Source organism: Paenibacillus macerans (genome assembly GCF_900454495.1).
GTDB classification, from domain to species: Bacteria; Bacillota; Bacilli; order Paenibacillales; family Paenibacillaceae; genus Fontibacillus; species Fontibacillus macerans.
The window spans coordinates 876,942-901,349 of record NZ_UGSI01000001.1 but is presented as its reverse complement, the minus strand read 5'-3'; the positions used below and the strand labels follow the sequence as shown (position 1 = coordinate 901,349).

The window sequence follows — 24,408 nt, the reverse complement described above, 5'->3', positions numbered from 1 at the left end:
TTATGGCAAGCGCTTACAATATTAGTTTACTCCAAATTTTACGTTTTGAGACAGCCGCGCTTCAATTGTCACTCAATGGACACAACAAGGCCTGATTTCGCCAAAAAACCGTTAATGTCTGGCTATTCTTTGGCATTTGCTGTAGGATGGTATTGTTTTGAAAATTCTTTTTGAAAACCAAAAAAAACAACAAACACAGGAGGAACCCATGCAGGATGTCATCATCATCGGAGCAGGGCCATGCGGACTGTCGGCAGCGATCGAATGCCAGCGGCGCGGACTGCATGTGCTCGTTCTCGAAAAACATTGCTTAGTTCATTCCATCTACTCTTATCCAACCCATATGCAATTTTTCAGTACGGCCGAGCTGCTGGAAATCGGGGATGTGCCGTTTGCTACGCCCAATGACAAGCCTTTCCGCCATGAAGCGCTGGCATATTACAGAAAAGTGAGCGACTTCTACAACGTCCCGGTATCGGCTTATGAGGAAGCCACGGAAGTCCAGCGGCAGCCGGACGGTACGTTTATCGTGCGCTCCGTCAAGCGCGGCGGGGAACACACGGAGTACGCGGCACGAAATGTGATCATTTCGACGGGGTATTTCGATCACCCCAATATTTTGGGCATTCCGGGAGAAAATACCGATAAAGTGTCCCACTATTTCCAGGAGGCGCATCCGTATACCGGCACCAAAGTGACGATTATCGGCGGCAGCAACTCGGCCGTGGACGCGGCGCTGGAGCTCGTTCGCGTGAACGCCGAGGTCACCGTCGTCTACCGGGGTGACGATCTTTCCGGCAACATCAAGCCTTGGGTGCGGCCGATCTTCGAAAGCCTGGTCAACAAAGGCAAAGTCGATCTGCGGCTAAACTCCCGGGTGATAGAAATCCATCCGGATCATGTGGTCGTCGAGGCCAACGATAGCGGCGAAACAACGGCGCTGATCAACGATTTCGTGCTGGCCTTGACCGGATTCCGTCCGGACCGCAAACTGCTGTTTGGCGCCGGGGTGGAAATGGCCGGCGATATGGAGAAGCCGGTGTTCGATCCGGAAACGATGGAGACGAACGTGCCGGGGTTGTACGTCGCGGGCGTCATCGCCTCGGGCCGCAACGCCAACGAGGTGTTTATCGAAACCGGGCGCGGCCACGGCAAGCTGATCGCGAAGCATATTTTGGCTTCCCGTTCCGCCGAAAAATAACGCCCCAAAAGGGGCAAGGCCCGGTTTGGATTTCTCCATAGGAGGAGGTGCAAAGCACCATGAATCAAATCGATGTCACGGCGCTGCTGCTGTTGCTTCTGGCCGCGCTCGGGATCTTCAGCAGCAATATGCCGATCACGGTGGCGATGATCGTCCTGCTGCTGCTGCGCGTGCTGCATTTGAACAGCACGTTTCCCTGGCTGGACAAGTACGGTCTGACGATCGGCATCATCATTTTAACCATCGGCGTCATGAGCCCCGTCGCCAGCGGGAAAATCTCGATCCAGACGCTGTGGGCATCTTTTCTCAACTGGAAATCGCTGCTCGCCATCGGCGTCGGCATGCTTGTCGCCTGGCTCGGCGGCCGCGGCGCGGCGCTGATGGGCAGCCAGCCGACCGTCGTGGCGGGGCTGCTCATCGGCACGGTGCTCGGCGTCGCCTTTTTCCGCGGCGTCCCCGTCGGCCCGCTGATCGCCGCCGGGATTTTGTCGCTGGTGATCGGGAAGCTGTAGGCTGCCGCACCCTCCGCCCTGCCGATAGGACCTAAACGAGGGGCAGTCACCTTAAGTTCACGTAAGTCCAAGCTGATAATCGGCCGGCAACGGCTTCCGATGCTAACGGACCCAGATGCCGCTATTCGCACCATTTCCCGGTATTTCCCAAGCTTACGGACTCAGCGGGCCAGCGGGCGTTATTTGCTCTCAATGAGCATACTCTTGTGCCATTCGGCCAAATAACGCCCACCCAGTCCGTTAGGGGCAAAATCAGCTTGTTTGGGCCCGGATAATTTCGTTCAGGTCCGTTACGAAAGAGAATAGCGGAACTTTTAGAGCTAGAATAAAAAGTGGACACCTCGTTAAGAGAAAAAGATAATGGAACTATCTGAGGAGGTGTTCACATGGGTGAACAACGGAAACGATATAACGAAGAATTTAAGAGACAAACGGTAAAATATCTCCAAGAACAGACAAAGTCGGTGGAGGACGTAGCCTTGGAGCTAGATATCCCAGCAAAGACATTGCATTCCTGGAAGGCGAAATACCGTGAGTTTAAGAACGAACCCATCACAAACGTCGAACGCGTTCGGGAACTCGAACAACTCTTGAAAGACAAAGAGCGTGAACTCCGCGAAAGCCAGCAGCGTATCGCCGATGTGGAAGAGGAACTGGCCATCGTAAAAAAAGCAGTGCACATCTTCAGCAAACCAAAGAAGTAAGGTTTCAGTTTATTGAAGATCACCGCTCCGAGTTTTCTTTGGAGAAGATGTGCCAGGTTTTTAGAGTTTCCCGGAGCGGCTACTACAAATGGCGAAACAAAAAGCCGAGTGAGCGAGCATTGCGTAAGTTACACCTGCTGAAAAGGATTACTTATCACTTCAACGATTCCGAGCAGCGTTACGGGGCCCCTAAAATCACGTACTTGCTGAATCAGGAAGGCGAGAACGTAACGGAGAGGACGATTGGTTTATACATGCGGGAGCTCGGCTTTCGCGCCTGTGTCGCACGTAAATACAAAGTGCAAACTACCGATTCTAACCATGACTTACCGATTGCTCCCAATATCCTTAACCAGCAGTTTCAAGTGAACAAACCCAATAAGGTTTGGGTTACCGACATTACGTACATTCCTTGTAGAGAAGGTCGGCTGTACCTTGCCAGCGTTATGGACCTATGCACCCGTGAGATCGTGGGCTGGCGTTTGAATGACCGAATGACAACCGATCTTGTTCTGGACGCTCTGAAGGATGCCTATGTGGCCAAAAGGCCTAAAAAAGGGCTCATTCATCATTCGGATCGAGGGAGCCAATATGCGTCCCACGAGTACAGAGAACAACTCAAAATTTACAAAATGACAGCCAGCATGAGCCGCAAAGGCAACTGCTACGACAATGCTTGTATTGAATCCTTTCACAGCATCCTCAAGAAGGAGTTGATTTACTGCAAGCGATTTAAGACCAAGCAGCAAGCCTATGACGAGATCTACCGTTACATTGAATTCTTCTACAACCGAAAACGGATCCATGGTTCACTCGGCTATTTGTCACCGGTTCGCTTTGCTGCGCAATTTAATAAGAGAAAAGTTGCTTAAAAGGGTGTCCACTTTCTTGACAGAGGTCCATTTTTGTATCTATTTCCTCGTTGTGAAGGTTGCTTGGTAGAATAGGGGAAAATTATGGTCTTATTTTCTATCCAGCCGCCAAGAACTGTCCTGATTGCTCTCTTCTTCGAAAAATAACGCCATTTTTTCCCTCTATTGCCCGCATTTTCGGTAAATGAACTGAAATAACGTACTTTTTTTCCGTTATTTAATAACTCCCTCACCGGCCGACAATCGGAGCAGGCGGCCTGAGATCGTTGCCGAGCCCGTCATTACCCTACCTCCACCGGGCTTAAATTCTGGATATTGTAGAGCTGCGCATACACGCCTTCCGGTTTAGCCATCAGTTCCTCGTGCGTACCGCGTTCGGCGATTTCGCCGTCCTTCATGACGATGATTTGGTCGGCATGGGTGATCGTGGACAGGCGGTGCGCGACGATCAGCGTCGTACGGCTGTGCGCAAGCTGCAGCAGCGACTGCTGGATCAGATGCTCCGACTCCAGGTCGAGCGCGGACGTCGCCTCGTCGAGGATGAGGATCGGCGGATCCTTCAGGAACACGCGGGCGATGGCGATCCGCTGCTTTTGGCCGCCGGACAGCTTCACGCCGCGTTCCCCGACCTCGGTGTCGTAGCCGCTTGGCAGCTGCATGATGAAATCATGCGCATTGGCCGCTTTCGCCGCAGCGATGACCGCCTCCTCGTTCGCGTCCGGGCGGCCGAACAAAATGTTGTCGCGCACGCTGCCGCTGAACAGGAAATTGTCCTGCAGCACCATGCCGATCCGGCTGCGCAGGCTTTCCATCGTCCACTGCCGGACGTCCCGGCCCCCGACGACGACCTCCCCTTTCTCTATATCGTAGAAACGGGGAATCAAACCGACCAGCGACGATTTCCCGCCGCCGCTCATGCCGACGAACGCCACCGTTTGCCCGGGCGCCGCCGCAAACGAAATATCCTTCAGCACCCACTGCCCTTGCTCCTGGTACCTGAACCAAACGTTCCGGAACGCCACGCCGTGGCTGCCCCGGGGCAGCGCCGCCGCGTCCGGCGCATCGGTCATGTCGTACGGCTGCTCGAGCAGCTCCAGCACCCGTTCCCACGAGGCGGAGGCCTGCGTCAGCGTCGTCGACGCATTGATCAGCCGCTTGAGCGGCGCGTACAAACGGTCCAGGTAGCCGAAAAAGGCCACGAACGTCCCCAAGGTCAGATGCCCCTGAATCACCTGGTAGCCGCCGTATCCGATCACGAGCAGCGGCGCGATGTCGGTCATCGTGTTGATGATGGCGAACGTCCAGGCGTTCCAGCGGCTGTGGGCCATCGCTTTTTGCAAATATTTGCCGTTGATTCCTTCGAATTTCTTGCGGTCGTGCCGCTCCAGCGCAAAGCTGCGGATGACCGAGATCCCCTGAATGCGCTCATGCAAATAAGCCTGAATGCCTGCCAGGGCCGCGGACCGGTCTTTGGTCAGCTTTTTCAGCCGCTTATACAGCACCTTGACCGCGATGGCGTACAGCGGAAAAATCGCGATCGACACCAGCGCCAGCAGCGGGTTCAAATAAAACATAAATCCCAACACGAACACGAGCGTAAACGTGTCCAGCCAGACATTCATCATCCCGACTTCGACGATGTTTTTCGTCTGCTCCGCGTCGTTGATGAAGCGGGAAATGATCTCCCCCACCTTCGTGTTCTGATAATACCTTAGCGATAGCCGCTGCAGATGCCCGTACAGCCGGTTCCGCAAGTCAAACAATATCCGCGCCGTGATAAACTGGGCGAAATACTGCCGCGCATATTCCACCGGTCCGCGGACGATGACGAACAGGAACAGCGTAATTCCCAGTACCATCATCAGCTGCGGCACCTTTTGCCCGGCCGCCATGCTCCCGTTCAGCAATATATCGTCCACCACGTATTTTTGCACGAGCGGGAGCAGCGACGGAATGCCGAACTTCAGCATGCCGATGAACAAGGTTAATATAATCCACTTCGTATAAGGCCGGACAAACGTAAAATAGGCTTTCCAATATTTCAATTTGCGTACACATCCCTCTCCTGAAATGGCAACATATCCCGATTTTGGGGATAAACGCCGATTTTCGTCAAGCAAAGCTGAATTTATAAACCGATTGTGATATACTCCATTATAATTGATAACTCACTATGAAAATAATATAGCAACGAGGCACAGGCCGGTTTAGGAGGATGACCATGTCACGCCGATTTGTCATTGAAGCCGTGATGGTGGCGATTTATGGAGAATTGCTGGTGCCCCAGGCACCTGTTGAATATATTGTACCTTACACCACCGTCATGGAGCTCTATGAATTTCAAAACAGCCCGGAACCGTTGATGAACGATCCGGCCGACGATTTCCACGTCAAACAAAAAATAGCCGAGCTGATCGCTTATTTGGAGGAGCCGCTAAACCGCAAGAAGCTTGAACGCGCGTTAGGCGTGCCCTGGTCCAAAAGCCCGTCCATATTGTTCGGCGATAAAATATCCTGGACCGTCATCAACGCGGTCGACAATGAGCAATACGGCGAATTTCTCGACCCGATCGAAACGGAAATCGTGCTTACCGCGCAGCGGGAGAACGCCCCGATTCTAACCGATCAATTGGAGCTGATCCGGCGGATCATCGAAGCGGAAATGCCGGTTCAAGTGTTTGATATCGGCGATTTTGAATTTGCCATGGAAGACAGCATTATCTGATGAGGAAAAAGACAGAAAAGGCCCGTAAAGATCGGGCCTTGTTTCGTTATGGCATGCGGCTGCTTGCGCTGCCGGCGATAAGGCGGTCAGTTTGGGAGTGCCGCCTCGTATTTATATTCAATGTCGCCAAGCCCCTCGTCATACGTCACATTCAAATGATAGCCGTCCAAATACCACTTATCCTGGTCCTCCATGTAGAACGTGATGCCCTCCACCTCCGAAGTCAAGGCCGGCGATACCGGGCGATCGACTCCGATGCCAAGCGAGAACCCCGGATACAGTTTCCCCCCCGAGCTGTAGCGGGCGAAAAAGCGCACGGCTTGCCCGTTTTTCAGGTTCAACTCCCGTTTAAACCATTCGGCTGCTTCTTGTGTAACGTGGATCATCAGAATCTCCCCTCTCCTTTTTCTCTTATTGTAGACCAAACCGGGCCGATTGCCAAACCCTTGTTCGGAAGCGGAAAAATAAAGTTTGACATCTTCTTGAATCCGGTGATACAATCGGGAACATACGAATCGCATTTTCAAGTAATTACCAATGAAGAAAGGGTGAGCACGGTGTTCAAGTTCAAAGATTCCGATGTACGTCCGCGTACGGATCGCCTACAACCGAATACCGGGGCAGACCCTGCCCGCTTGAAACGAATCGAACGCTAACCGCCAATTGTTATGAAGGGACGGATTCGGCGGCGAAATTATACGCGGGGCTGCTTTTGATAATAAAGCGGCGTACGCGGCATATGTTAAGGTTCTTTAAGGCATATCGTTTACGGACGGTATGCCTTTTTTGCCGTTTTTCAAGCTGTAGAACAACCTGGTATGGAAAAAGGAGGAAATCGCAACATGTTTTCGGTTCTGAAAAATTTGGGCTGGTTTTTTAAGCGTGAAAAGAGGCGCTACACCATCGGCCTGTTCCTGCTCATCGTGGCCGGAATCGCTGAACTCGCCCCGCCGCGGCTGCTCGGCAGCGCCATCGACGAAATCGTGGGCGGCACCGTAACTTGGGGCTCGCTCACGAAATATATTCTGCTCATCATCGGCTTTCTGCTGTTCATCTATCTGACCACCTACATATGGATGCATTCGCTGTTCGGCGGCTCGAACTTGGTCGAGCGGCTGCTGCGCTCGCGTTTTATGAGCCATCTGCTGCGGATGACGCCGCCGTTTTTCGAGCGGAGCCGTACCGGGGATCTGATGGCCCGGGCCACGAACGACCTGCGCTCGGTCGCCCAAACCGCCGGCTTCGGGATGCTGACGCTCACCGACTCGACGGCGTATCTGGCGGTCATTTTTATCGCCATGAGCACGTTGATCAGCTGGAAGCTGACGCTCGCGGCGATCATCCCCCTCCCCTTTATCGCCCTGGCGATGAAGATTTACGGGAAGATCATCCATGAGCGTTACACGCTGGCCCAGGATGCGTTCGGGGACATGAACGATCAGGTGCTGGAATCGATCGCCGGCATCCGTGTCATTCGCGCCTATGTGCAGGAACGGAATGATGAACAGCGTTTTGCCGACATCACCAACGACGTTTACCAGAAAAACCTGGCGGTCGCCAAAGTGGACGCCTACTTCGAGCCGACCATCCGGCTTTGCGTCGGGCTAAGCTATGCGATCGGACTGACGTACGGCATTTATCTCGTCTTTCATAACGAATTAACCCTGGGCGATCTCGTGTCCTTCAACATGTACCTGGGGATGATGATCTGGCCGATGTTTGCGATCGGCGAACTGATTAACATTATGCAGCGCGGCGGCGCTTCGCTCGACCGCGTCAACGAAACGCTGAACGTCAAGCCGGACGTTCAGGACGTGCCGAATCCGGTGCGGGTGGAAACGCCGGAAACGATCGAATTCAAAGACGTCACGTTCCGTTATCCGACGTCGACCGTCAACAATCTGGAGCAGATCGACCTGACGATCCGGCGCGGAGAAACGCTCGGCATCGTCGGCCGGACCGGCAGCGGCAAGTCGACGCTGCTGAAGCAGCTGCTGCACGAGTATCCGCTCGGCAGCGGCGAGCTGACCGTCTCCGGCGTGCCGATCCAGGATATCGCGCTGAAGCAGCTGCACGGGTGGGTCGGGTATGTGCCGCAGGAGCAGATCCTGTTCTCCAAAACGGTCCGCGAGAACATTCAGTTCGGCTTCAAAGACGCGCCGGATGAAACCATCATGGAAGCGATCCGCACCGCCGCATTTGACCAGGACCTGGGTACGTTGTCCGACGGGCTGGACACTCTGGTCGGCGAGAGAGGCGTGGCCCTTTCCGGCGGTCAGAAGCAGCGCGTGTCGCTGGCCCGGGCGTTTATCGCCGACCCGGACATCCTGATTCTCGACGACGCGCTGTCGGCCGTCGATGCGCGGACCGAAGCCCGGATCATCGAAAATATCCGCACCCGCCGGGCCGGCAAAACGACGCTCATCTCCACGCACCGGCTGTCCGCCGTAGAGCATGCCGACTGGATCGTCGTGCTGGAGAAAGGCCGCATCATTGAAGAAGGTACCCACGAATCGCTGCTTGCGCGCGGCGGCTGGTACCGCGAACAATACGAACGCCAGCAGGTGGAATCGAACCTGACTGACTAAGGAGGTGTCCTAAGTTATGCACGCCCATACGGGGAAATCTTTATTCAAATACGCTTTAACGGCCAAAAATACCTTTATACTCGCGCTCGTCATGCTGGCGATCGGCGTAGCCGCCGAACTCGCCGGCCCGTTTATCGCCCGCGCGATGATCGACGATCATATGCTGGCGATCGAACAGCCGTTTTACGAAACGGCAAGCCAGAACGAGAGCACCGTCCTTTACGACGGCCGGTACTTTAAGCGGGGCGACCGCTTTGCGGAAAGCGAAGCCAAAGGCGGTGAGGTGCGCGTGCTGCAGGCCGGAACCAGCTTCCTGTTCATCGATGAGCCGGTCGCGGACGTCACCGGCGACCGCAGCTTTAAGGACGGCGTCCTGACCATCGCCCGGAAGGACGGCACCGTTAGCGAATATCCGGCGCAAAAGCTCAGCGCCTCCGGGCTGTTCGCTTTTTACAAACCCGAGGTTCCCGGCATTATTTCGCTGATTATATGGTACTTCGTTTTTCTGGCCGTCTCCATCGTGATGGAATTTGGCAAAACGTATTGGCTGCAATCGTCCGCCAACAAGGTCATCCGCAAGCTGCGCATGGACGTCTACGCCCACATTCAGCGGCTGCCGGTGTATTTCTTCGACAATCTGCCGGCCGGGAAAGTCGTATCCCGGGTGACGAACGACACGGAAGCGGTCAAAGATTTGTTTATCGCGGTGCTGGCGAACTTTTTTTCCGGGATTATCAATATGCTGGGCGTCTATGTGGCGTTGTTTATTCTCGACGTGCGGCTCGGCCTGATCTGCTTGTTCATCGTGCCGGTCATCTACCTGTGGGTGGTGCTGTACCGGAAATTCGCCACCAAATACAACACGATCATCCGCTCGCGGCTTAGCGAGATCAACGCGATCATCAACGAGTCGATCCAGGGCATGTCGATCATCCGCATTTTCCGCCGCGAGGCGAAAACAAAGGCAGAGTTCGAAAACCTGAACGACGATTATATGAAACATCAGAACAAAATGCTGAACCTGAACGCTTTTACGTCGCATAACCTGGTGAACGTAATCCGCAACCTCGCTTTTGCCGCGGTGCTCTGGTATTTCGGTTCGGCGCAGCTTGGCGGGGACAGCGTTATTTCGCTCGGCGTGCTGTACGCCTTCGTCGACGTGCTGGGGCGTCTGTTCCAGCCGATCACCGGGATGGTCAACCAATTGGCCGCGCTCGACACCTCGATGGTGTCCGCCGGGCGGGTGTTTGCCCTGATGGACGAACCGGGCGAAGACGTCACGGACGGCTCGATGCCGCGTTACAAAGGGAACGTGGAGTTCAAGGACGTATCGTTTGCTTATAAGCAGGATTACGTGCTGAAAAATATTTCGTTCGAAGCGAAGCAGGGCCAAACGGTGGCGCTGGTCGGGCATACCGGGTCCGGCAAAAGCTCGATCATCAACCTGCTGTTCCGGTTTTACGATCCGCAAAAAGGCCTGATCACGATCGACGGCCAGCCGGTGAAGGACCTGCCCAAGCAGTGGATCCGCCGGCATATGGGCATCGTGCTGCAGGACCCTTACCTGTTCACCGGGACGATTCTGTCCAACGTCACTTTGGGCGACGAGCGGATCTCCCGGGAAGCGGCGGAGCAGGCTTTACGCGACGTCGGTGCAACGCGGATTCTCGCGCATCTGCCCAAAGGGCTGGACGAACCGGTCGTGGAAAAAGGCAGCACCCTTTCCGCCGGCGAACGCCAGCTGATCTCGTTTGCGCGGGCGCTTGCCTTCGACCCGGCCATCCTGATTCTCGATGAGGCGACCGCCAACATCGATACGGAAACCGAAGCGCTGATCCAAAACGCGCTGGAGGTGTTGAAGCGGGGCCGGACCACTTTCATCATCGCGCACCGCTTGTCCACGATCCGCAGCGCCGACCAGATCCTCGTGCTGCATCGCGGCGAAATCGCCGAGCGCGGCACCCACGATGAGCTGCTCGCCATGGGCGGACGGTACTATCAAATGTACCGCCTGCAGCACGGAGGCGCGGAAGCGCCCGGCGCGCCGGCGGCAGGCCAGCCCTGGGCGCCGGTGGCTAATCCGCGCTGACAAAAAAAACTTCAGACCCGCTTATTAGGCGGTTCTGAAGTTTTTTTTAGTTTAAAGAAATCTGTAAATTTTCACATGTGCGTTTTGGTCAAGGCAGTTTCTTAACCTCCACCGTATATTGGCTGGAGATGTACGTCTCTGCCCTCGTATCGGAAATGACCTGAATATAATTCATGCCCGGTTCGGGGGACAGCAGTTCGTAATAGACGGTGGCCTTGTCGCCGGAGAACTCCACTTTAGCTACACGGATGCCGTATCCCGGGTTCGGCTGCTCGGCGCGGGTGAGCACCACCTTGTTGATTTGGTCGTTTACTTTTTCGACTTGAAAGCTTACGTTATCCTGCATCCCCTGTTCGGCTTCCTTGTATTTATCGATGTATTCGGCCGCATTATATACGAGCCGGGCCGCTTCAATGCGGGTTATGGTATCCTGCGGATGGAATTTGCCCTGCTCGTCCAGGCTGGCGATCTTCATTAGCAGCAGCTGCTGGATGTGGCCCGAATATTCCACGGTGATCTGATCGGCATCGGCGATTTCGATGAACATTTTGACCATTGGATAGTCGCCAGTCGTACCTACGGCCTGCACCAAAATATCGGCAAAAGCTTCCCGCGTCAGCTCGGCATTGGGGTCAAAGTCTTTGGGCAGCTTGATACCTTTGTCTGCGGCGATCCGCAGCGCGGAGGAATACCATTCATCCTTGGCGGGAACCTGTGATTTGGCGGCGTCCTTCACTTTGAGACCAAGCCCGTTGACGATCATCGTCACCGCCTGTGCTCCAGTCAGTTTGCCCATGGGAACGAACTTGTCCGGCGTAATTCCTTGGATGATTCCTTTTTGTTGCAGTGACTCGGTAATACCGGCGTCATCTCCCTGCACATCGCTGAAAGCAGAAACGGAAGTCGTCAAAAGCAGCGAACCGGCCAGCAGCAGAGCGGCTGAAAGTTTCAATTTTGGCGTTTTTTTCATATCTCATCACCTCTGTCCCCCTAGACGGGAGGCCCGCCCAAAAGGTTGCAGTAATTTCCGTTTCACAAATTTATGTGTGCTCGTAATTGTTCGGCAGCAGACGGTAGACAGTAGACAGTAGACGGTGCGGCTTAATGGTTATTTGACTAACCTATTCGTTTGAAGTTAACAGCCCCTGCTTTCTGGATCTCCAGTCTTTTTCTAACGGTTGTACTCGAGCTTATTTCGCCAAAAAGACGAGAATTCAATTTCTAACGGTTGTGGTTGATCTTATTCAGTGAAAGAGGCTCGAATTCGTAGAAGAAAAGCGAAATAAGCTCTGTCACAACCGTTAAATTTAATTTCACCTCTATTTTATCAAAATAACGGCGATCACAACCGCTAGAATGACAAACTAGGCTTAAAGGCACGCATCTTCATCCTAACTATTCAGTTTTCCAGCACGATGGTATTGGGATCAGGGCCTCAAGGGGGAGAGGGACGCTGAACAAATAAGCCAAGTTGCTTGAGAAACTCCGGCGAAAAAAATAAGTACAAAAAATGTCGTTATTCCGGCGATATCCGCCCATTTGAGAGGAATAGAGGCGATTTATGCCGCTATTTTCCTCCGTCGTAAGGAAATGCCGGTAATCTTCCCCATTTATAGGAATATAAGTATATAAAATGCCCCTAATGAGGATGTACACGCCCAGCTCCGGATAATAAGCACATAAATTGCCGTTATTTTGAACGCCGGCGGCAGGCCGTTCCATTTAACTGGCTGTCAAGCGCCGATACTTAGGTTGAGCCCCACTTTTCACCTCTGTTTCACAGTTCCCAGAACGCTTTGCTGCGGCGCGTGCCGGCAGTGGGCGGGGGGGTTGGACGACTTGGTCTATCCGTCCCGCCGCTTTCGGAAATCGAGGTCCATCCGGCCCGATTTTCTGCACCGCTTCTACGCTTGTTTGCGTTCAAGCTCTTTTAAGCGCCGCGCGATCAGCTCCCGGTCGAAATGCTCGCCGATGAACACGGCCACATCCGGCACCTCGCCTTGCGGCGTAATTTTCAAGTAATCCGCTTCCCGGTAGGCGTATTGGAACAGAAAGCGGCTGGCCGTGTCGGTAAAGGTCAAAACGCCTTTGCCCCGGTACACTTCGCGCGGCAGCTCGGCAATAAACCGTTCGAACTCTTCACTGTCCACCGGCCCGTTAAAATAGTGCGTATACACGGTAACATGCTCATGCGAAGTATGGGGGTAATGGTGATCGTGATCGTGGTTATGGTTATGGTTATGGTCATGGTTATGCTCATGGTCATGTGACGCAAATTCGTGCTCACGTTCATGCTTGCGCTCGTGTTGATGCTCATGTTCGTGTCTGTGTTCGTTCTTATGTTTGTGTTCGTGCTTGTGTTTGTTCTCCAGTTCGTGCTCGTGCTTGTGCTCATGTTGATGCTCGTGTAAAGGTTCAAGTACTTGCCCATGTTCGTGCCCGTGCCCATAGTCGTTCTCTTCATGACCAAGCCGGAGATCGCGCCCCCCGGAACCGGACCGTCCTCCGCTCAACAAACCGGGAATGTCGACCTCACATTTCACGGTGGACACGATTTGCGCGTATGGGTTTAGCTTGCTCAGTAAATCGATCATTTCCCGCTGCCGCCCCCCGCCGATCATATCGATCTTGTTCAGGATAAGGACGGACCCGCAGCGGATTTGTTCCAGCATTAAACGGTAGGTTTTCCCCTTTTGCAAATCGTGCAGTTCGGCCAAATGCGCCGCGTCCACGACGGTGATCATCGGTTTTATCTCCAGCTTCAAATACAGCGACACTTCGGTGACCGCGTCGAATATCTCCAGCGGATTGCCCGCCCCGGTCGCCTCGATGACGACCAGATCCGGCTTTTCCGCCGAGATCAGCTCGGCCATCTGTACGCTTAAATCCCCGCGGATCGTGCAGCAAATGCAGCCTCCCAGCATTTCCGCCATCGGCACTTCGCCCGGGACGAGCAGGCCGTCCAGGTTGACGTCCCCGATTTCGTTCATGATGACAGCCGGGCGCAAACCTTTATCCTGCCAAAACCGCAGCAATCGCTGCAGCAGCGTTGTTTTACCGCTCCCCAAAAATCCGGACAATATATATACTGGCGTAATTTTCTCCATGACTTCCCCTCTTCTCCTTCTAGGCTGACCACCATGCTATGGTTGGGCGGCATTCGTTCCATCTGTACGAATGCGAGTTTACACCAAGCGGCAAGGACATGCAACCCTATTTCAAGCCCTATTTCACGCCGCTGTTTCCCCCCCCTGTTTCAAGCCGCTGTTTCACACTCTTTTTTAAAGTCGCTGTTTCACACTTTATTTCAACCCCTATTTCACGCCGCATTTCATGCCGAGATGTTTTGCCTAGGAAGTGATAAAATGGGATTAACTCTATCTCAACCTGAAAGGAATCGATTTAAAGATGAGATCTGTAGATGAACATCGGAATGAAGCGCCGGATCAAGTATCATGCCTGGTGGTCACGGTATCTGACACGCGGACGGAAGAAACGGACAGCAGCGGCCGGCTGATCAAAGAGCTGCTGCAGCAGAACGGTTACCGGGTTGCCAGGTACGTCATCGTCAAAGACGATTACGACGGGATTCGCCAGCTGCTGCGCGAAGCGGCCTCCGACCGCAGTATCGAAGCGGTGCTGCTTACCGGCGGAACCGGGATCGCGCCCCGGGACACAACGTATGAAGCGGTCCGCAGCTTGCTGAATAAAGAGATGCCCGGATTCGGCGAAATTTTCCGCTATCTCAGCTTTACCGAGGATATCGGTGCCGCCGCGATTCTTAGCCGGGCGATTGCCGGAACGATCAGCAACAAAGCCGTGTTTTCCATGCCCGGTTCGCAAGGGGCCGTCAAACTCGCCATGGAGCGGATCATTATCCCCGAACTGCGCCATGTGATGCGGGAAATTTACAAAAAATAATATCCAAAAAAATAACCAACCTCTTACCGGGTGCGGCCCTGAAAAAGAGGTTGGTTATCGCTTCATAATTATTGGGCGGTGCGGTCCTGCATCCGCATCAAAAGACGGTCAAAGATCGTTTTCATTTGCTCGCGATATTGACTGTTTTTTTGCGCCGTGGAGGCGTAAACCAACGCCGCGTTGTCCCGGGTCCGTATGACGGAAGCCTGGCTGGCTGCAGCAGCCGCGTGAAGCCCCTTCTTTCCATCGCCGGAGCCGTAAATTTCCGTCATTTCGCGAATCCGGTCCTGCTCGCTGGGGAAAACGTGAACGATGATGAAATGCCGCGCGTCTCCGTTAATGAAATAACTGTAGCTGATATTCCCATCAAGCCCTTCGGCATACGTTTCATGCGTTAAACGGATTCCCCGCTCGGCGCACTCCGCCTTTAACGAACGCAGCAAGGAGGTGTTGAGCGTCGTTCCGCTCGTCAGCTGCCTGTGGTTGCCCTTCCGGTAGCTGTTCATATTGTATTTTTCCATTTCCTGCTTCGCCACTTTTTGCATCCCATTACCGCAGCCCGTGGACAGCGATACCGCCAATACCAGGCCAAGACCGAGTTTACACCAATTCATGTCAATACCCCACCTTTGCACAAAGCTTTCGCTTGCCGCTCCGATGGGGTTAGGGTGTCTCATATGCGCCCAGTTTATACCATCCTCTGGGTCTAATCTTTAAAAACGATCACCTGCCGGCCAACGGCCTGGCCGGAAAGGATCGTTTCCAGCGTTTGCGGAAGCTGCTCAGGGGGATATACGTTAATCCCTTCGTTCAGCGCGCGCTCCGGCTTCCATTCCCCGGCCAGCCGCTGCCATAACTGAAGGCGCAGCGGCGTCGGGCAAAAGACGGAATCGATGCCAAGCAGATTCACGCCCCGCAAAATAAACGGATAAACGGTGGTTTCCACGTTACCGCCCGCAGTCAGTCCGGACAAGGCGACAGAACCGCCGTATTTGACCGCTTTAAGCAAATCGGCCGTCATCGCGCCGCCAACCGGGTCGACGATGGCTGCCCAGCGTTCCTTGCCGAGCGCCCCTTTGGCTCCGGACGATGCCTCTTCCCGCGAGATCACGTCGGACGCGCCAAACGCCAGAAGTTTTTCCCTTACACCGGTTTTGCCGGTGACGGCAACGACTTCAAACCCCAGTTTGGCGAGAATGGCCACGGCCATGCTGCCGACGCCGCCGGTCGCCCCCGCGACAAGGACGGGGCCGTCCTCCCGCGCCAGCCCGTTATCGAGCAGGCGTTGTACGGACAATGCCGCCGTAAAGCCGGCGGTGCCGATCGCCATCGCCTCCTGGGCCGTCAGCCCCTGCGGCAGCGGCACGAGCCAGTCCCCGGGCACCCGGGCGATTTCGGCAAAGCCGCCTTCATGCGTTACGCCCAGCACGTAGCCGGTGCACAGCACCAGATCCCCGGGCCGAAACCGCGCATCGCGCGATTCGGCGACTTCTCCGGCCAAATCGATCCCGGGGATAAACGGATACTTTCTCACGATTTTGCCGTCCGGAATGCTCGCCAGTCCGTCTTTATAGTTGACGCCCGAATAGTGGACGCGAATCGTGACCTCGGCATCGGGCAGGTCGGACAAGCCGATCGTCTCCAGCCCGGCGCGAAATCCCTGCTCGTCCTGATGCACGCGGAAGGCGCGAAATTGTTGTTCCATTGTTTTTCCTCCTTTAAGAGGTAGTTCAAAAAGTGCTGTGAACACTCATTTTACATCAAAGATAAGGATGCTCATGCTTGGCCAGCAGCATCTGCCAGCGGCGCTCGACCTCCCGTTCAAATTCGGCCAGCGCTTCGGCATTTTCCGGCTTCGTTAAATGGCGGGTTTTGCCCATCGTTTTCAGCCAGTCCGTCAACGGCACACGTTTACCCTTCTCCTCCGGGTTGTACGTAATCGTCGTCTGTCCATGCTCGACTTCGTACAGCGGGAAAAAGCAGGAGTTCACCGCCGCATCGACGATATTTGTGCCCTGGTCGTCGGGGCTGATCCAGTTGAGCGGACAGGCTATCAATATTTTACCATAAACCAGCCCTTCGTTTTGCGCATACCACTGCGCTTTGGCCGCCTTTTTCACCAAATCCTGAGGATAAGCCTCGCTGCCCGTAAAGACGTAAGGGATGTTGGTCGCCGCCATAATTTGCGCCGTGTCTTTATGCTGGAACGCCTTCCCTTTTTGCACCTTGCCGATATTGGACGTGGAAGTCCGGTGGCCCAGCGGTGTCGAATAGGACAATTGCGCCCCGGTGTTCATGTATCCTTCGTTATCGTACTCGATGATTATCATTTTGTGATTGCGCAGCGCGGCCCCGATCGCCGGTCCCATGCCGATATCCATCCCGCCGTCGCCGGTGACCATCACGAACGTAAAGTCGTCCTTCAGGCCAAGATCGTCCAGTTCGCCCCGGCGTTTTCTTTCCCAAAACATCTCGACGACCCCGGACAGGGTGGCCGCGCCGTTCTGGAACAGGTTGTGAATATAGGTCGCCTTGTGGGAGGAATACGGATACCCTGTCGTTACGACCATCGCGCAGCCCGTATGGAACAGCGCCACGATATCGCCTTCGATCCCTTTGAAAAACAGCTCCAAACCGGAGAAAATCCCGCAGCCCGGACAAGCGCCGTGGCCCGGAGCGATCCGCTTCGGCTTCTTCGTAAGCGAGCGCAGCGGCGGAATCCGCACGCCCAGTTTGCCGGTTTCTTCGTTCCGGGTAACGGTGATCAGCCCGGTCTTCAAATCTTCGAATTTGAGCGGATTCAGCACCCGCTTCGGCGTTTTGTCCGGATCGCCCGGCGTATGGCCGTAATAATCGAACGGAACCTCAACATGTCCCTTCTCCGCGGCATCGATCGCCAGCTTGAAAAAGTGATGTCCGTCTTCGGCGTAAAACTCTTTGCCCCCGAGGCCGTAGATCCGGCTGATCACCTTCGTTGTATGGTTGCCGTGCGTAAACAGCGCCGCCTTGATCTCGTTGACCATGTTTCCGCCGTACGCCCCGTAGGAATCGCCGCGGTCGCCAACGGTGATCGCCTTGACGTTTTTGAGCGCCTCGGCGATTTGCTTCTGCGGGAACGGGCGGATCATGTTCGGCGCGATCGAGCCCGCTTTGATGCCTTGGCGGCGCAAGTCGTCAACCACGTCCTTGATGATTTCGGACGCCGAATTCATCAGGAAGACCGCGACTTCCGCATCCTCCATCCGGTACAGATCAAGCACCTTGTATTCCCGGCCGGTCAGCGCCTCGTATTCGCCGGCAATGCGCTCGAAAACGCGTTCCGCGTTGTACATCGCCACAGACTGCTGGTAGCAGTTGTTGATATAATCGGGCTCGTTCATATACGGGCCGACCGTGATCGGGTTGTTGCGGTCAAGCGTATGCGCAAACCCGGCCGGCGGACGTTCCCCGATGAATTTCAGCACGTCTTCTTGTTTCGCGAAGGTATGCACCCGGCGTTTTTGATGCGACGTAAAATAGCCATCCGAAGCGACGAGCACCGGCAGCCTTACCTCCGGATCCTCGGCCAGCTTGATCGCCATGATGTTCATGTCGTAAACGGCCTGCGGATCGCGGCACATCAGAATCGGCCAGCCGGTATTCAGCGCAAAGTACAGGTCCGAATGGTCGCCGTGGATGTCCAGCGGCCCGGAGATCGCCCGGCAAACCAGATTCATGACCATCGGGAAGCGGGTTCCCGACTGCACCGGCATTTGCTCCAGCATATACAAATAGCCTTGCGCGCTGGTCGCGTTAAATACCCGCCCGCCGGCAGTGGAAGCACCGTAGCAAATCCCGGCGGAGCTGTGCTCGCCGTCCGAAGGAATAAGCTTGATGTCATGTTGGCCGTTCGCTTTCATCAAATCGAGAAACTGCGCGACCTCCGTGGACGGGGAAATCGGAAAATACCCCATGATATGATAATTGATCTGGCTCGCGGCATAAGCGGCCATTTCGTTGCCCGACTCATACACGACGCGCTGTTCGACCGTGCCGGCGCGGCGTTCTGTTTCAATATCGATCGCCATATGTTTGTACCACCTTTCCCCTTAATATTAATGAACCGCCAAATCGAACAGATGCGGAACCCGATGCTCCTCCGCATAACCGTCTTCTTCCCGCTCCCCGGACAAAGCGTCCGTCGGACAAGCGTGAACGCATTTCAGGCAGCCTTTACAGTACTGGTAATCGATGCCTTTCAGGAACATCTGCGGCCGCCCTTTTTTATCCGGCTGTTCTTCCCATACAAAGCAATTGTCCGGACAAACATTGTCGCAAGCCGCACAATTGATGCAAGTTTCCGCTTTAAAATGCGGCATCATCCCGGAGCGGGAAATGCTGAGATCTTTCAGAATGCTGTTGCCCGGATTGACGACAATACCGCCGATCGGCTGGGTTTCATACCCGAGCATCGGCGTATCGGCGCGTACGAAAGCGGGCATGCTGACTCCTTCCGGCAGCGCAAACGTTTCAAACACAACCTCGTTATATCCGCGGTCAAACGTCGCCAAAGCAGGCGCCACCGTCTGCGGATATTTCTTCTCCAGCGATTTGCGGATAACGTCTTTCATCGTTTCCGGATCAAGGAACGGGCATAACCGGAACAAAGCCCCGAGCATCGCCATATTGACCCGGTTCTTCTCCTCAAGCGCGATCCCGGTCGCATCGATGACGGCGATCGTCCCGCCGACAAGCTTCATTTTTTCCTTGAGCTCCTGCGGAGTTTTGCGCGAATTGACAAGTACGGTGCTGTCCTCGTAAATTCCGCTGATGACGTTCACCGTTTTGGACAACGCCTCCTGAAAAATGCCGACGATATGCGGCCGTTCCACCGGCGACGTATCGCGGATCGGCGTATTTAAGTCACAAAACCGGATATGCGCCTTTACCGGGGAGCCTTTTTTCTCCGAGCCGTAAGACGAGAAGCTGACCCCGTTGAAGCCAGCTCCCTCCACCCCGGCTTCCGCCAGCATTTTGCCGGCCAGGTTGGCTCCCAAGCCTCCAATGGATTCCAAACGAATTTCAAAAAAACCAAGTTCATTTACTTTCGGCAACTGTACCACGCGTTTGGCCCCCTCCTTCTCGCATAGCGAGTTTATTAACAGCGTTAAAACAAACTATCGATGAATGACAATACAGCATGACTTTGTTAATTTTTAAAATATCACAGAAGACGTGTGACTTATGTAACAAATGTCATATATACATTCTTGATTTGCGCCGCCAAATAAACAAAAAGCGAGAGCCCTCCGATCTGCCGGAGATGCTCTCGCTTCAACCTATATCCCGTTTTCATTGCATCCTTACTTCATCTAATGTCCGATCATCACTCCAGGGTCCGCCTGAGCCCCTTCGCCGGCTTGCGCTTCGGCAGGTTCGGCCTGCTTTTTCGGTCTGGACAGCATCAGGGTAAGCACAAAACCGGCGGCGGCCAGGCAAGACGCCACAAAGTAAGTATCACCGAACCCGGCAGCAGCGGCCTGCAGCGAATCGCTTCCTCCCTTCAGCGCCGCCTCCGCCATATGGCTGTTGATCCGCGAGGTTAAATACCCGGTTAACCCGGCGACCGCAAAGGAGACGATCACCTGCTGCGCGGCGGTCATCAGCGGCGTGACCCGGGCGACCAAATGGCGCGGCGCGGAGTTCAGGATATGGGTGTTCAGCGGCATCATCGTTAGCCCCATACCGCTGCCGAGCAGCCCGAGCGGAAGCAAAACCATGCCGAGGCTGGTGTCCGCCGTGATCCGCGACAGCAGGAACAAGGCGGCGGATACGATGCCGAGGCCGATAAATGCGAGCGGGCGGGCCCCCACCCGGTCAAACAGCCGTCCGCTGATCGGCATGAAGAAGGCCGAGGCCAGCGCTTGAGGAAGCAGGAAAATCCCGGTTTCGAAGGCGCTGTAGCCTCTTACCTGCTGCAAGTATAGCGGCGTTAAAATCATCGAGCCGAACAACGCCGCCTGGGCAATCCAGACCAGCACGATCCCCCGCGTAAAATGGGAGGAACGGAATACCTTCAGCTCCAGCAATGGCTGCTTATGTCTGAATTCAACGATGATGAAGAGAAGCAAAGCCATAGCGCCAACGCTGAGCCCCGTAATCGTAGCCGCGGAAGTCCAGCCTGCGCCTCCTTCACCTACCCCGAAGGTCAGCATAGCAAAGGCGATAGGGGCCAAAATCATCCCTAACATATCCAACCGCGGCGCTTCCCGCCGTTCGGATTTCGGCAAAAAACGCAGGCCCACCAACAAGGCGATAATGCCGATCGGCAAATTGATCAGAAAAATCCAGTGCCAGCTTAAATTTTCGACCATCCAGCCGGACAAAACCGGACCGAGGGCCGGCGCCAGCAGCATTGGCACGCCGAGCGCGCCCATGACCGCGCCGCGCTTATCCGGAGGAGCAAGCTTGAACACCATCGCAAAACCGATCGGCGAGACCATCCCGCCTCCCAAGCCTTGAATGATGCGGAACACGATTAATTGGGCCGGCGTCTCGGCCAAAGCGCATAAGACCGAACCAATGGTAAACAAGGCGATCGTAATCAGGAAGATCCGCTTCTCGCCAAATTTATCGGTCATCCAGCCGGCCAAGGGGATCACGGCGGATAACGCGAGTGTGTATCCGGTGATCGTCCACTGCACTGTCTTCAAATCCGTGGCAAAATAATCCACCAGCCGGAGAACGGCGACATTGACCACCGTACTATCCAATATGACCATAATCATGCCGACAATGACGGCTAACATCGGCGCAATGATGGAGCGGATGGAAAACTCTTGGGCGTTGGCCGGGTTTCCCGCAGTATTCGGCATACTCTCTCACTCAACTTTCTATCTCAGGTTTAAACAACGTTTTAAACATTGTTTAATTTAATATTAAATATCCCTTCCCCGGTTTTGTCAAGCGAACAGATTTTAATTTAAACTCGGATTCGCGGATTTAATCCCGCGTTGACATTTGGTATACTTAGGCTGAGATGATTTACGCCATAAAGGAGCGGAACTATGGGCTACTGTGCCGATCATGGGCTGACCACCAAAAAAAATATTTTAAACGCAACGCTGGAGCTCATTAAAACGGAGGGTGCCGATCAAGTCACGCTGCGCAAAATCACCGCGGCCGCCAATGTCAACCTGGCGCTGGTCAACTATTATTTTGGTTCCAAGGACAAGTTGATTAACGAGGCGCTGAAAATGCTGCTAACCTCGTTTCAAGCCAACTTTACCGTACTTGACGACACCGCCCTGAATCCGAAAGACCGCTTGAAAGCGTTTATGCTTCAATATGTCGACTACATTTCCCAGTATCCCGGGCTGCTTCAGGAGGTTCTCGGCAAAGGAAACATCACGTTTGAATCCAATCAGGAGTTCAGCAGCTTCTTAAAAACGACCGGTTTCAACAAAATCAGATCTACGGTGGGAGAAATTACCGGGGAGGCGGATCCGGAGATCCTCAACATCATGATGCTGCAAATCAACGCCGCCGTGTTGTTTCCGATCATTATGATGCAGCATATCAAGCATATCGCCGGCGATCCCGACCGCAATGCGGTCGAGCGGCAGATCGATATATTGTTTAAGCATTATTTCGCCAGGTACTGCGAACAGGACGTGTCGAATCAAAACCGGGAGAACGCCGATTTATAGCGGTTTTTGCGCTTTCCCGAGAAATATTCCCCGCGGGTGCCCACGCAAAAAAAGATTGCTTTAACGGCAACACCGCCGCAAAGCAATCTTTTTTCGCCCTAGTCTTCCTGATGCCCCAAATAATCCTCAATCATTTTCTGCTTCAATTCCCAAGCTTCCTGGCTTAAGCTGATGCGGTAGATTTCCGGGTTCAGCTTGCGCAAATACTCCGGCCAAAACAGGCTTAGCTGCGTTTGATGATATTTCCGGATCTCCTCCAGCGACGGCAGCTCGTAAACCAGCTCGCCATCCTCGAAAATCGGCTGCAGCATGGACACGGCCTCGTAGTTTTTCACCGATTTCTTGATATAAGGATGGACGGGGTCGAACAGCCGCAGGTTGCCGCCGTTCCTAGCCTGCTGCTCATGCGGAAAACAAACGTAATCGGCCATCGCCTTGCCGCTTTCCTTACTGACGATGCGCAGCACGTCTTTTTTGCCGGGGGTCGTCACTTTTTCCGGGTTGCCGGAAATTTTGATCGTTGGCTCCATCCGGCCTCCGATTTCCCGCTCCACCAGCTTGTATACGCCGCCGAGCGCCGGCTGGTCCGCCGCGGTAATCAGCTGCGTGCCGACGCCCCAAATATCGATTTTCGCCCCTTGGGCTTTCAGGTTGAAAATCGTATTCTCATCCAAATCGTTGGAGGCCACGATTTTCACGTAAGGCAAACCGGCTTCGTCAAGCATTTTGCGCGCCTTGATCGACAAATACGCCAAATCGCCGCTGTCCAGCCGGATGCTGCTCAGCCGCTTCCCCTGCGCTTCAAGCATTTTAGCCGTTTGGATAGCGTGCGGCACCCCGCTCTTTAACGTATCGAACGTATCGACCAGCAGCGACACCTGGTCGGGCAGCGCTTTGGCGTACCGTTCAAACGCCTCCTGCTCGGAATCGAAAATTTGCACCCATGAATGAGCGTGCGTTCCTTTGGTCGGAATGCCGAAAATTTCGCCGGCCAGCAAATTCGAGGTGGCGTCGAAGCCGGATATATACGCGGCCCTCGCGCCCCAAATGGCGGCATCCGCTTCCTGCGCCCGGCGGGTCCCGAACTCCAGCAGCACGTCGTTCTCCGCCACCCGCTTCACCCGCGAAGCTTTAGTGGCGATCAGCGTCTGAAAGTTCATGAAGTTAAGCATCGCCGTTTCCACGAGCTGTGTCTCCATAATCGTCCCTTCCACGCGGATCAGGGGTTCATTCGGAAAGCAAAGCGCCCCTTCCTTCATCGACAGCAGCGTGCCGCCAAACCGGAAATTGCGCAAAAGCTCGAGAAATTCCGGCTTGTAGTTTTCCTCCTGCTTGGCTAGATAGTTCAGGTCCTTCTCCGTAAAACGCAGATTGCGAATATACTCCACGATCCGTTCCAGGCCCGCAAACACCGCGTACCCGTTGCCGAAAGGCAGCTTGCGGAAATAAGCTTCGAACACCGTCTGTCTCTCATGCGTTCCGTTCACCCAATGGGCGTAAATCATATTGATCTGATATTTATCGGTATGCAGCGCTAACCCTTCGGTCGGCATCTCTCTCATCCTCTCTGGCTGTTGATTACATGTGCTCCCAAACTGGTGCGGAAGTGGCCAAGCGCCCAGGCATGGCCTTCCGGATTAAAGCTGGCCACCGCATCTTCATATACGGTTATGTCAAATCCTTTGTTATAAGCGTCCACCGCTGTGTGCAGCACGCAGATATCGGTGCAAACCCCGATCAAATGAACTTCCCGAACGCCGCGTTCCCGCAGCTTCAGCTCCAGATCGGTTCCGCAAAAAGCGCTGTATCTCGTTTTGTCCATCCAATAAATCCGCTCGGCGTTCCGCTTATACACTTCCGCCAATTGACCGTACAGGTTGCGCCCTTCCGTACCGCGGAGATTATGGGGCGGGAACAACTTTGTTTCCGGATGCCACGGGTCCCCCTGTTCATGCAGATCGACGGCCATCACGACAAAATCCCCTCTGCCCGCGAACTCCTCCGTAAGCCGGCAAACCGCCGGCTCGATCGCCACCGCCGGCTCTCCTACCGGCAGGCTCCCATCCACAAAATCGTTGGTATAATCGATCACGATCAAAGCTTTCATC

At 54.5% G+C, this 24,408-nt stretch carries 18 protein-coding genes and 1 pseudogene; 8 read left to right on the top strand and 11 right to left on the bottom strand.

What is annotated here, in order from left to right; translation table 11 throughout:
- Positions 1-208 precede the first annotated feature (208 nt).
- The 3 genes and pseudogenes from DYE26_RS04160 to DYE26_RS04145 all read left to right on the top strand — a co-directional run bounded on the left by DYE26_RS04160 (position 209) and on the right by DYE26_RS04145 (position 3,289).
- A complete protein-coding gene (locus DYE26_RS04160) occupies positions 209-1,201 on the top strand; it encodes a YpdA family putative bacillithiol disulfide reductase (protein WP_036628027.1) in 993 nt (330 codons plus the stop codon).
- Positions 1,202-1,260: 59 nt separating this feature from the next.
- Positions 1,261-1,713, top strand: a complete 453-nt coding sequence (locus DYE26_RS04155; RefSeq protein WP_155619469.1) for a DUF441 domain-containing protein — start codon at positions 1,261-1,263, stop codon at positions 1,711-1,713.
- Positions 1,714-2,099: 386 nt separating this feature from the next.
- Positions 2,100-3,289 (top strand): annotated as a pseudogene (locus DYE26_RS04145) (IS3 family transposase).
- Between the two features lie 281 nt (positions 3,290-3,570).
- Here DYE26_RS04145 and DYE26_RS04140 read toward each other — a convergent pair.
- On the bottom strand, positions 3,571-5,334 hold the full coding sequence (locus tag DYE26_RS04140; protein ID WP_036622446.1) for an ABC transporter ATP-binding protein: 1,764 nt from the start codon (positions 5,332-5,334) through the stop codon (positions 3,571-3,573).
- Between the two features lie 176 nt (positions 5,335-5,510).
- On the opposite strand from DYE26_RS04140, the gene DYE26_RS04135 reads away from it, so the two are divergent.
- Positions 5,511-6,014, top strand: coding sequence for a hypothetical protein (locus DYE26_RS04135; protein WP_036622444.1), 504 nt, complete (start codon positions 5,511-5,513; stop codon positions 6,012-6,014).
- 86 nt (positions 6,015-6,100) lie between these two features.
- Here DYE26_RS04135 and DYE26_RS04130 read toward each other — a convergent pair whose 3' ends face one another.
- Positions 6,101-6,403, bottom strand: a complete 303-nt coding sequence (locus DYE26_RS04130; protein WP_036628024.1) for a HesB/YadR/YfhF family protein — start codon at positions 6,401-6,403, stop codon at positions 6,101-6,103.
- Between the two features lie 453 nt (positions 6,404-6,856).
- Here DYE26_RS04130 and DYE26_RS04125 point away from each other — a divergent pair, with 453 nt between their 5' ends.
- Together DYE26_RS04125 and DYE26_RS04120 are read left to right on the top strand one after the other, a co-directional pair.
- The gene (locus DYE26_RS04125) at positions 6,857-8,602 is read left to right on the top strand and encodes an ABC transporter ATP-binding protein (protein WP_036622442.1); all 1,746 of its coding nucleotides are present in this window, start codon (positions 6,857-6,859) and stop codon (positions 8,600-8,602) included.
- Between the two features lie 16 nt (positions 8,603-8,618).
- A complete protein-coding gene (locus DYE26_RS04120) occupies positions 8,619-10,691 on the top strand; it encodes an ABC transporter ATP-binding protein (protein ID WP_036622440.1) in 2,073 nt (690 codons plus the stop codon).
- A gap of 88 nt (positions 10,692-10,779) precedes the next feature.
- Here DYE26_RS04120 and DYE26_RS04115 read toward each other — a convergent pair whose 3' ends face one another.
- Entirely contained in the window at positions 10,780-11,661 is an 882-nt protein-coding gene (locus DYE26_RS04115; RefSeq protein WP_036622438.1) for a protease complex subunit PrcB family protein, read from the bottom strand.
- Between the two features lie 934 nt (positions 11,662-12,595).
- Positions 12,596-13,798 (bottom strand): CobW family GTP-binding protein, encoded by a 1,203-nt coding sequence (locus DYE26_RS04110; RefSeq protein ID WP_036622436.1) that lies wholly within the window; start codon positions 13,796-13,798, stop codon positions 12,596-12,598.
- A gap of 301 nt (positions 13,799-14,099) precedes the next feature.
- Between DYE26_RS04110 and DYE26_RS04105 the strand changes: the two genes are divergently transcribed.
- A complete protein-coding gene (locus tag DYE26_RS04105; RefSeq protein WP_036622434.1) occupies positions 14,100-14,612 on the top strand; it encodes a MogA/MoaB family molybdenum cofactor biosynthesis protein in 513 nt (170 codons plus the stop codon).
- A 68-nt stretch (positions 14,613-14,680) separates the two neighbouring features.
- Here DYE26_RS04105 and DYE26_RS04100 read toward each other — a convergent pair whose 3' ends face one another.
- The 5 genes from DYE26_RS04100 to DYE26_RS04080 all read right to left on the bottom strand — a co-directional run bounded on the left by DYE26_RS04100 (position 14,681) and on the right by DYE26_RS04080 (position 21,466).
- Positions 14,681-15,226, bottom strand: coding sequence for a hypothetical protein (locus DYE26_RS04100; protein ID WP_036622432.1), 546 nt, complete (start codon positions 15,224-15,226; stop codon positions 14,681-14,683).
- Positions 15,227-15,318: 92 nt separating this feature from the next.
- A complete protein-coding gene (locus tag DYE26_RS04095) occupies positions 15,319-16,317 on the bottom strand; it encodes an acrylyl-CoA reductase family protein (protein ID WP_036622430.1) in 999 nt (332 codons plus the stop codon).
- A 55-nt stretch (positions 16,318-16,372) separates the two neighbouring features.
- Complete coding sequence (locus DYE26_RS04090; RefSeq protein ID WP_036622428.1) at positions 16,373-18,679, bottom strand: thiamine pyrophosphate-dependent enzyme; 2,307 nt, start codon at positions 18,677-18,679, stop codon at positions 16,373-16,375.
- A 27-nt stretch (positions 18,680-18,706) separates the two neighbouring features.
- The gene (locus DYE26_RS04085) at positions 18,707-19,714 is read right to left on the bottom strand and encodes a 2-oxoacid:acceptor oxidoreductase family protein (protein WP_036622426.1); all 1,008 of its coding nucleotides are present in this window, start codon (positions 19,712-19,714) and stop codon (positions 18,707-18,709) included.
- A gap of 249 nt (positions 19,715-19,963) precedes the next feature.
- On the bottom strand, positions 19,964-21,466 hold the full coding sequence (locus tag DYE26_RS04080; protein ID WP_036622424.1) for a DHA2 family efflux MFS transporter permease subunit: 1,503 nt from the start codon (positions 21,464-21,466) through the stop codon (positions 19,964-19,966).
- 192 nt (positions 21,467-21,658) lie between these two features.
- Here DYE26_RS04080 and DYE26_RS04075 point away from each other — a divergent pair, with 192 nt between their 5' ends.
- Positions 21,659-22,300: a TetR/AcrR family transcriptional regulator gene (locus DYE26_RS04075; protein ID WP_051985400.1), complete on the top strand. Its 642-nt coding sequence runs from the start codon at positions 21,659-21,661 to the stop codon at positions 22,298-22,300.
- Positions 22,301-22,398: 98 nt separating this feature from the next.
- On the opposite strand, the gene DYE26_RS04070 is transcribed toward DYE26_RS04075, so the two are convergent.
- Both DYE26_RS04070 and DYE26_RS04065 read right to left on the bottom strand, forming a co-directional pair.
- A complete protein-coding gene (locus DYE26_RS04070; RefSeq protein WP_036622422.1) occupies positions 22,399-23,853 on the bottom strand; it encodes a nicotinate phosphoribosyltransferase in 1,455 nt (484 codons plus the stop codon).
- A 5-nt stretch (positions 23,854-23,858) separates the two neighbouring features.
- Positions 23,859-24,407 carry a cysteine hydrolase family protein gene (locus DYE26_RS04065; protein WP_036622420.1) on the bottom strand — a complete coding sequence of 183 codons (549 nt, stop codon included), beginning with the start codon at positions 24,405-24,407 and terminating at the stop codon, positions 23,859-23,861.
- Position 24,408: the final 1 nt, after the last annotated feature.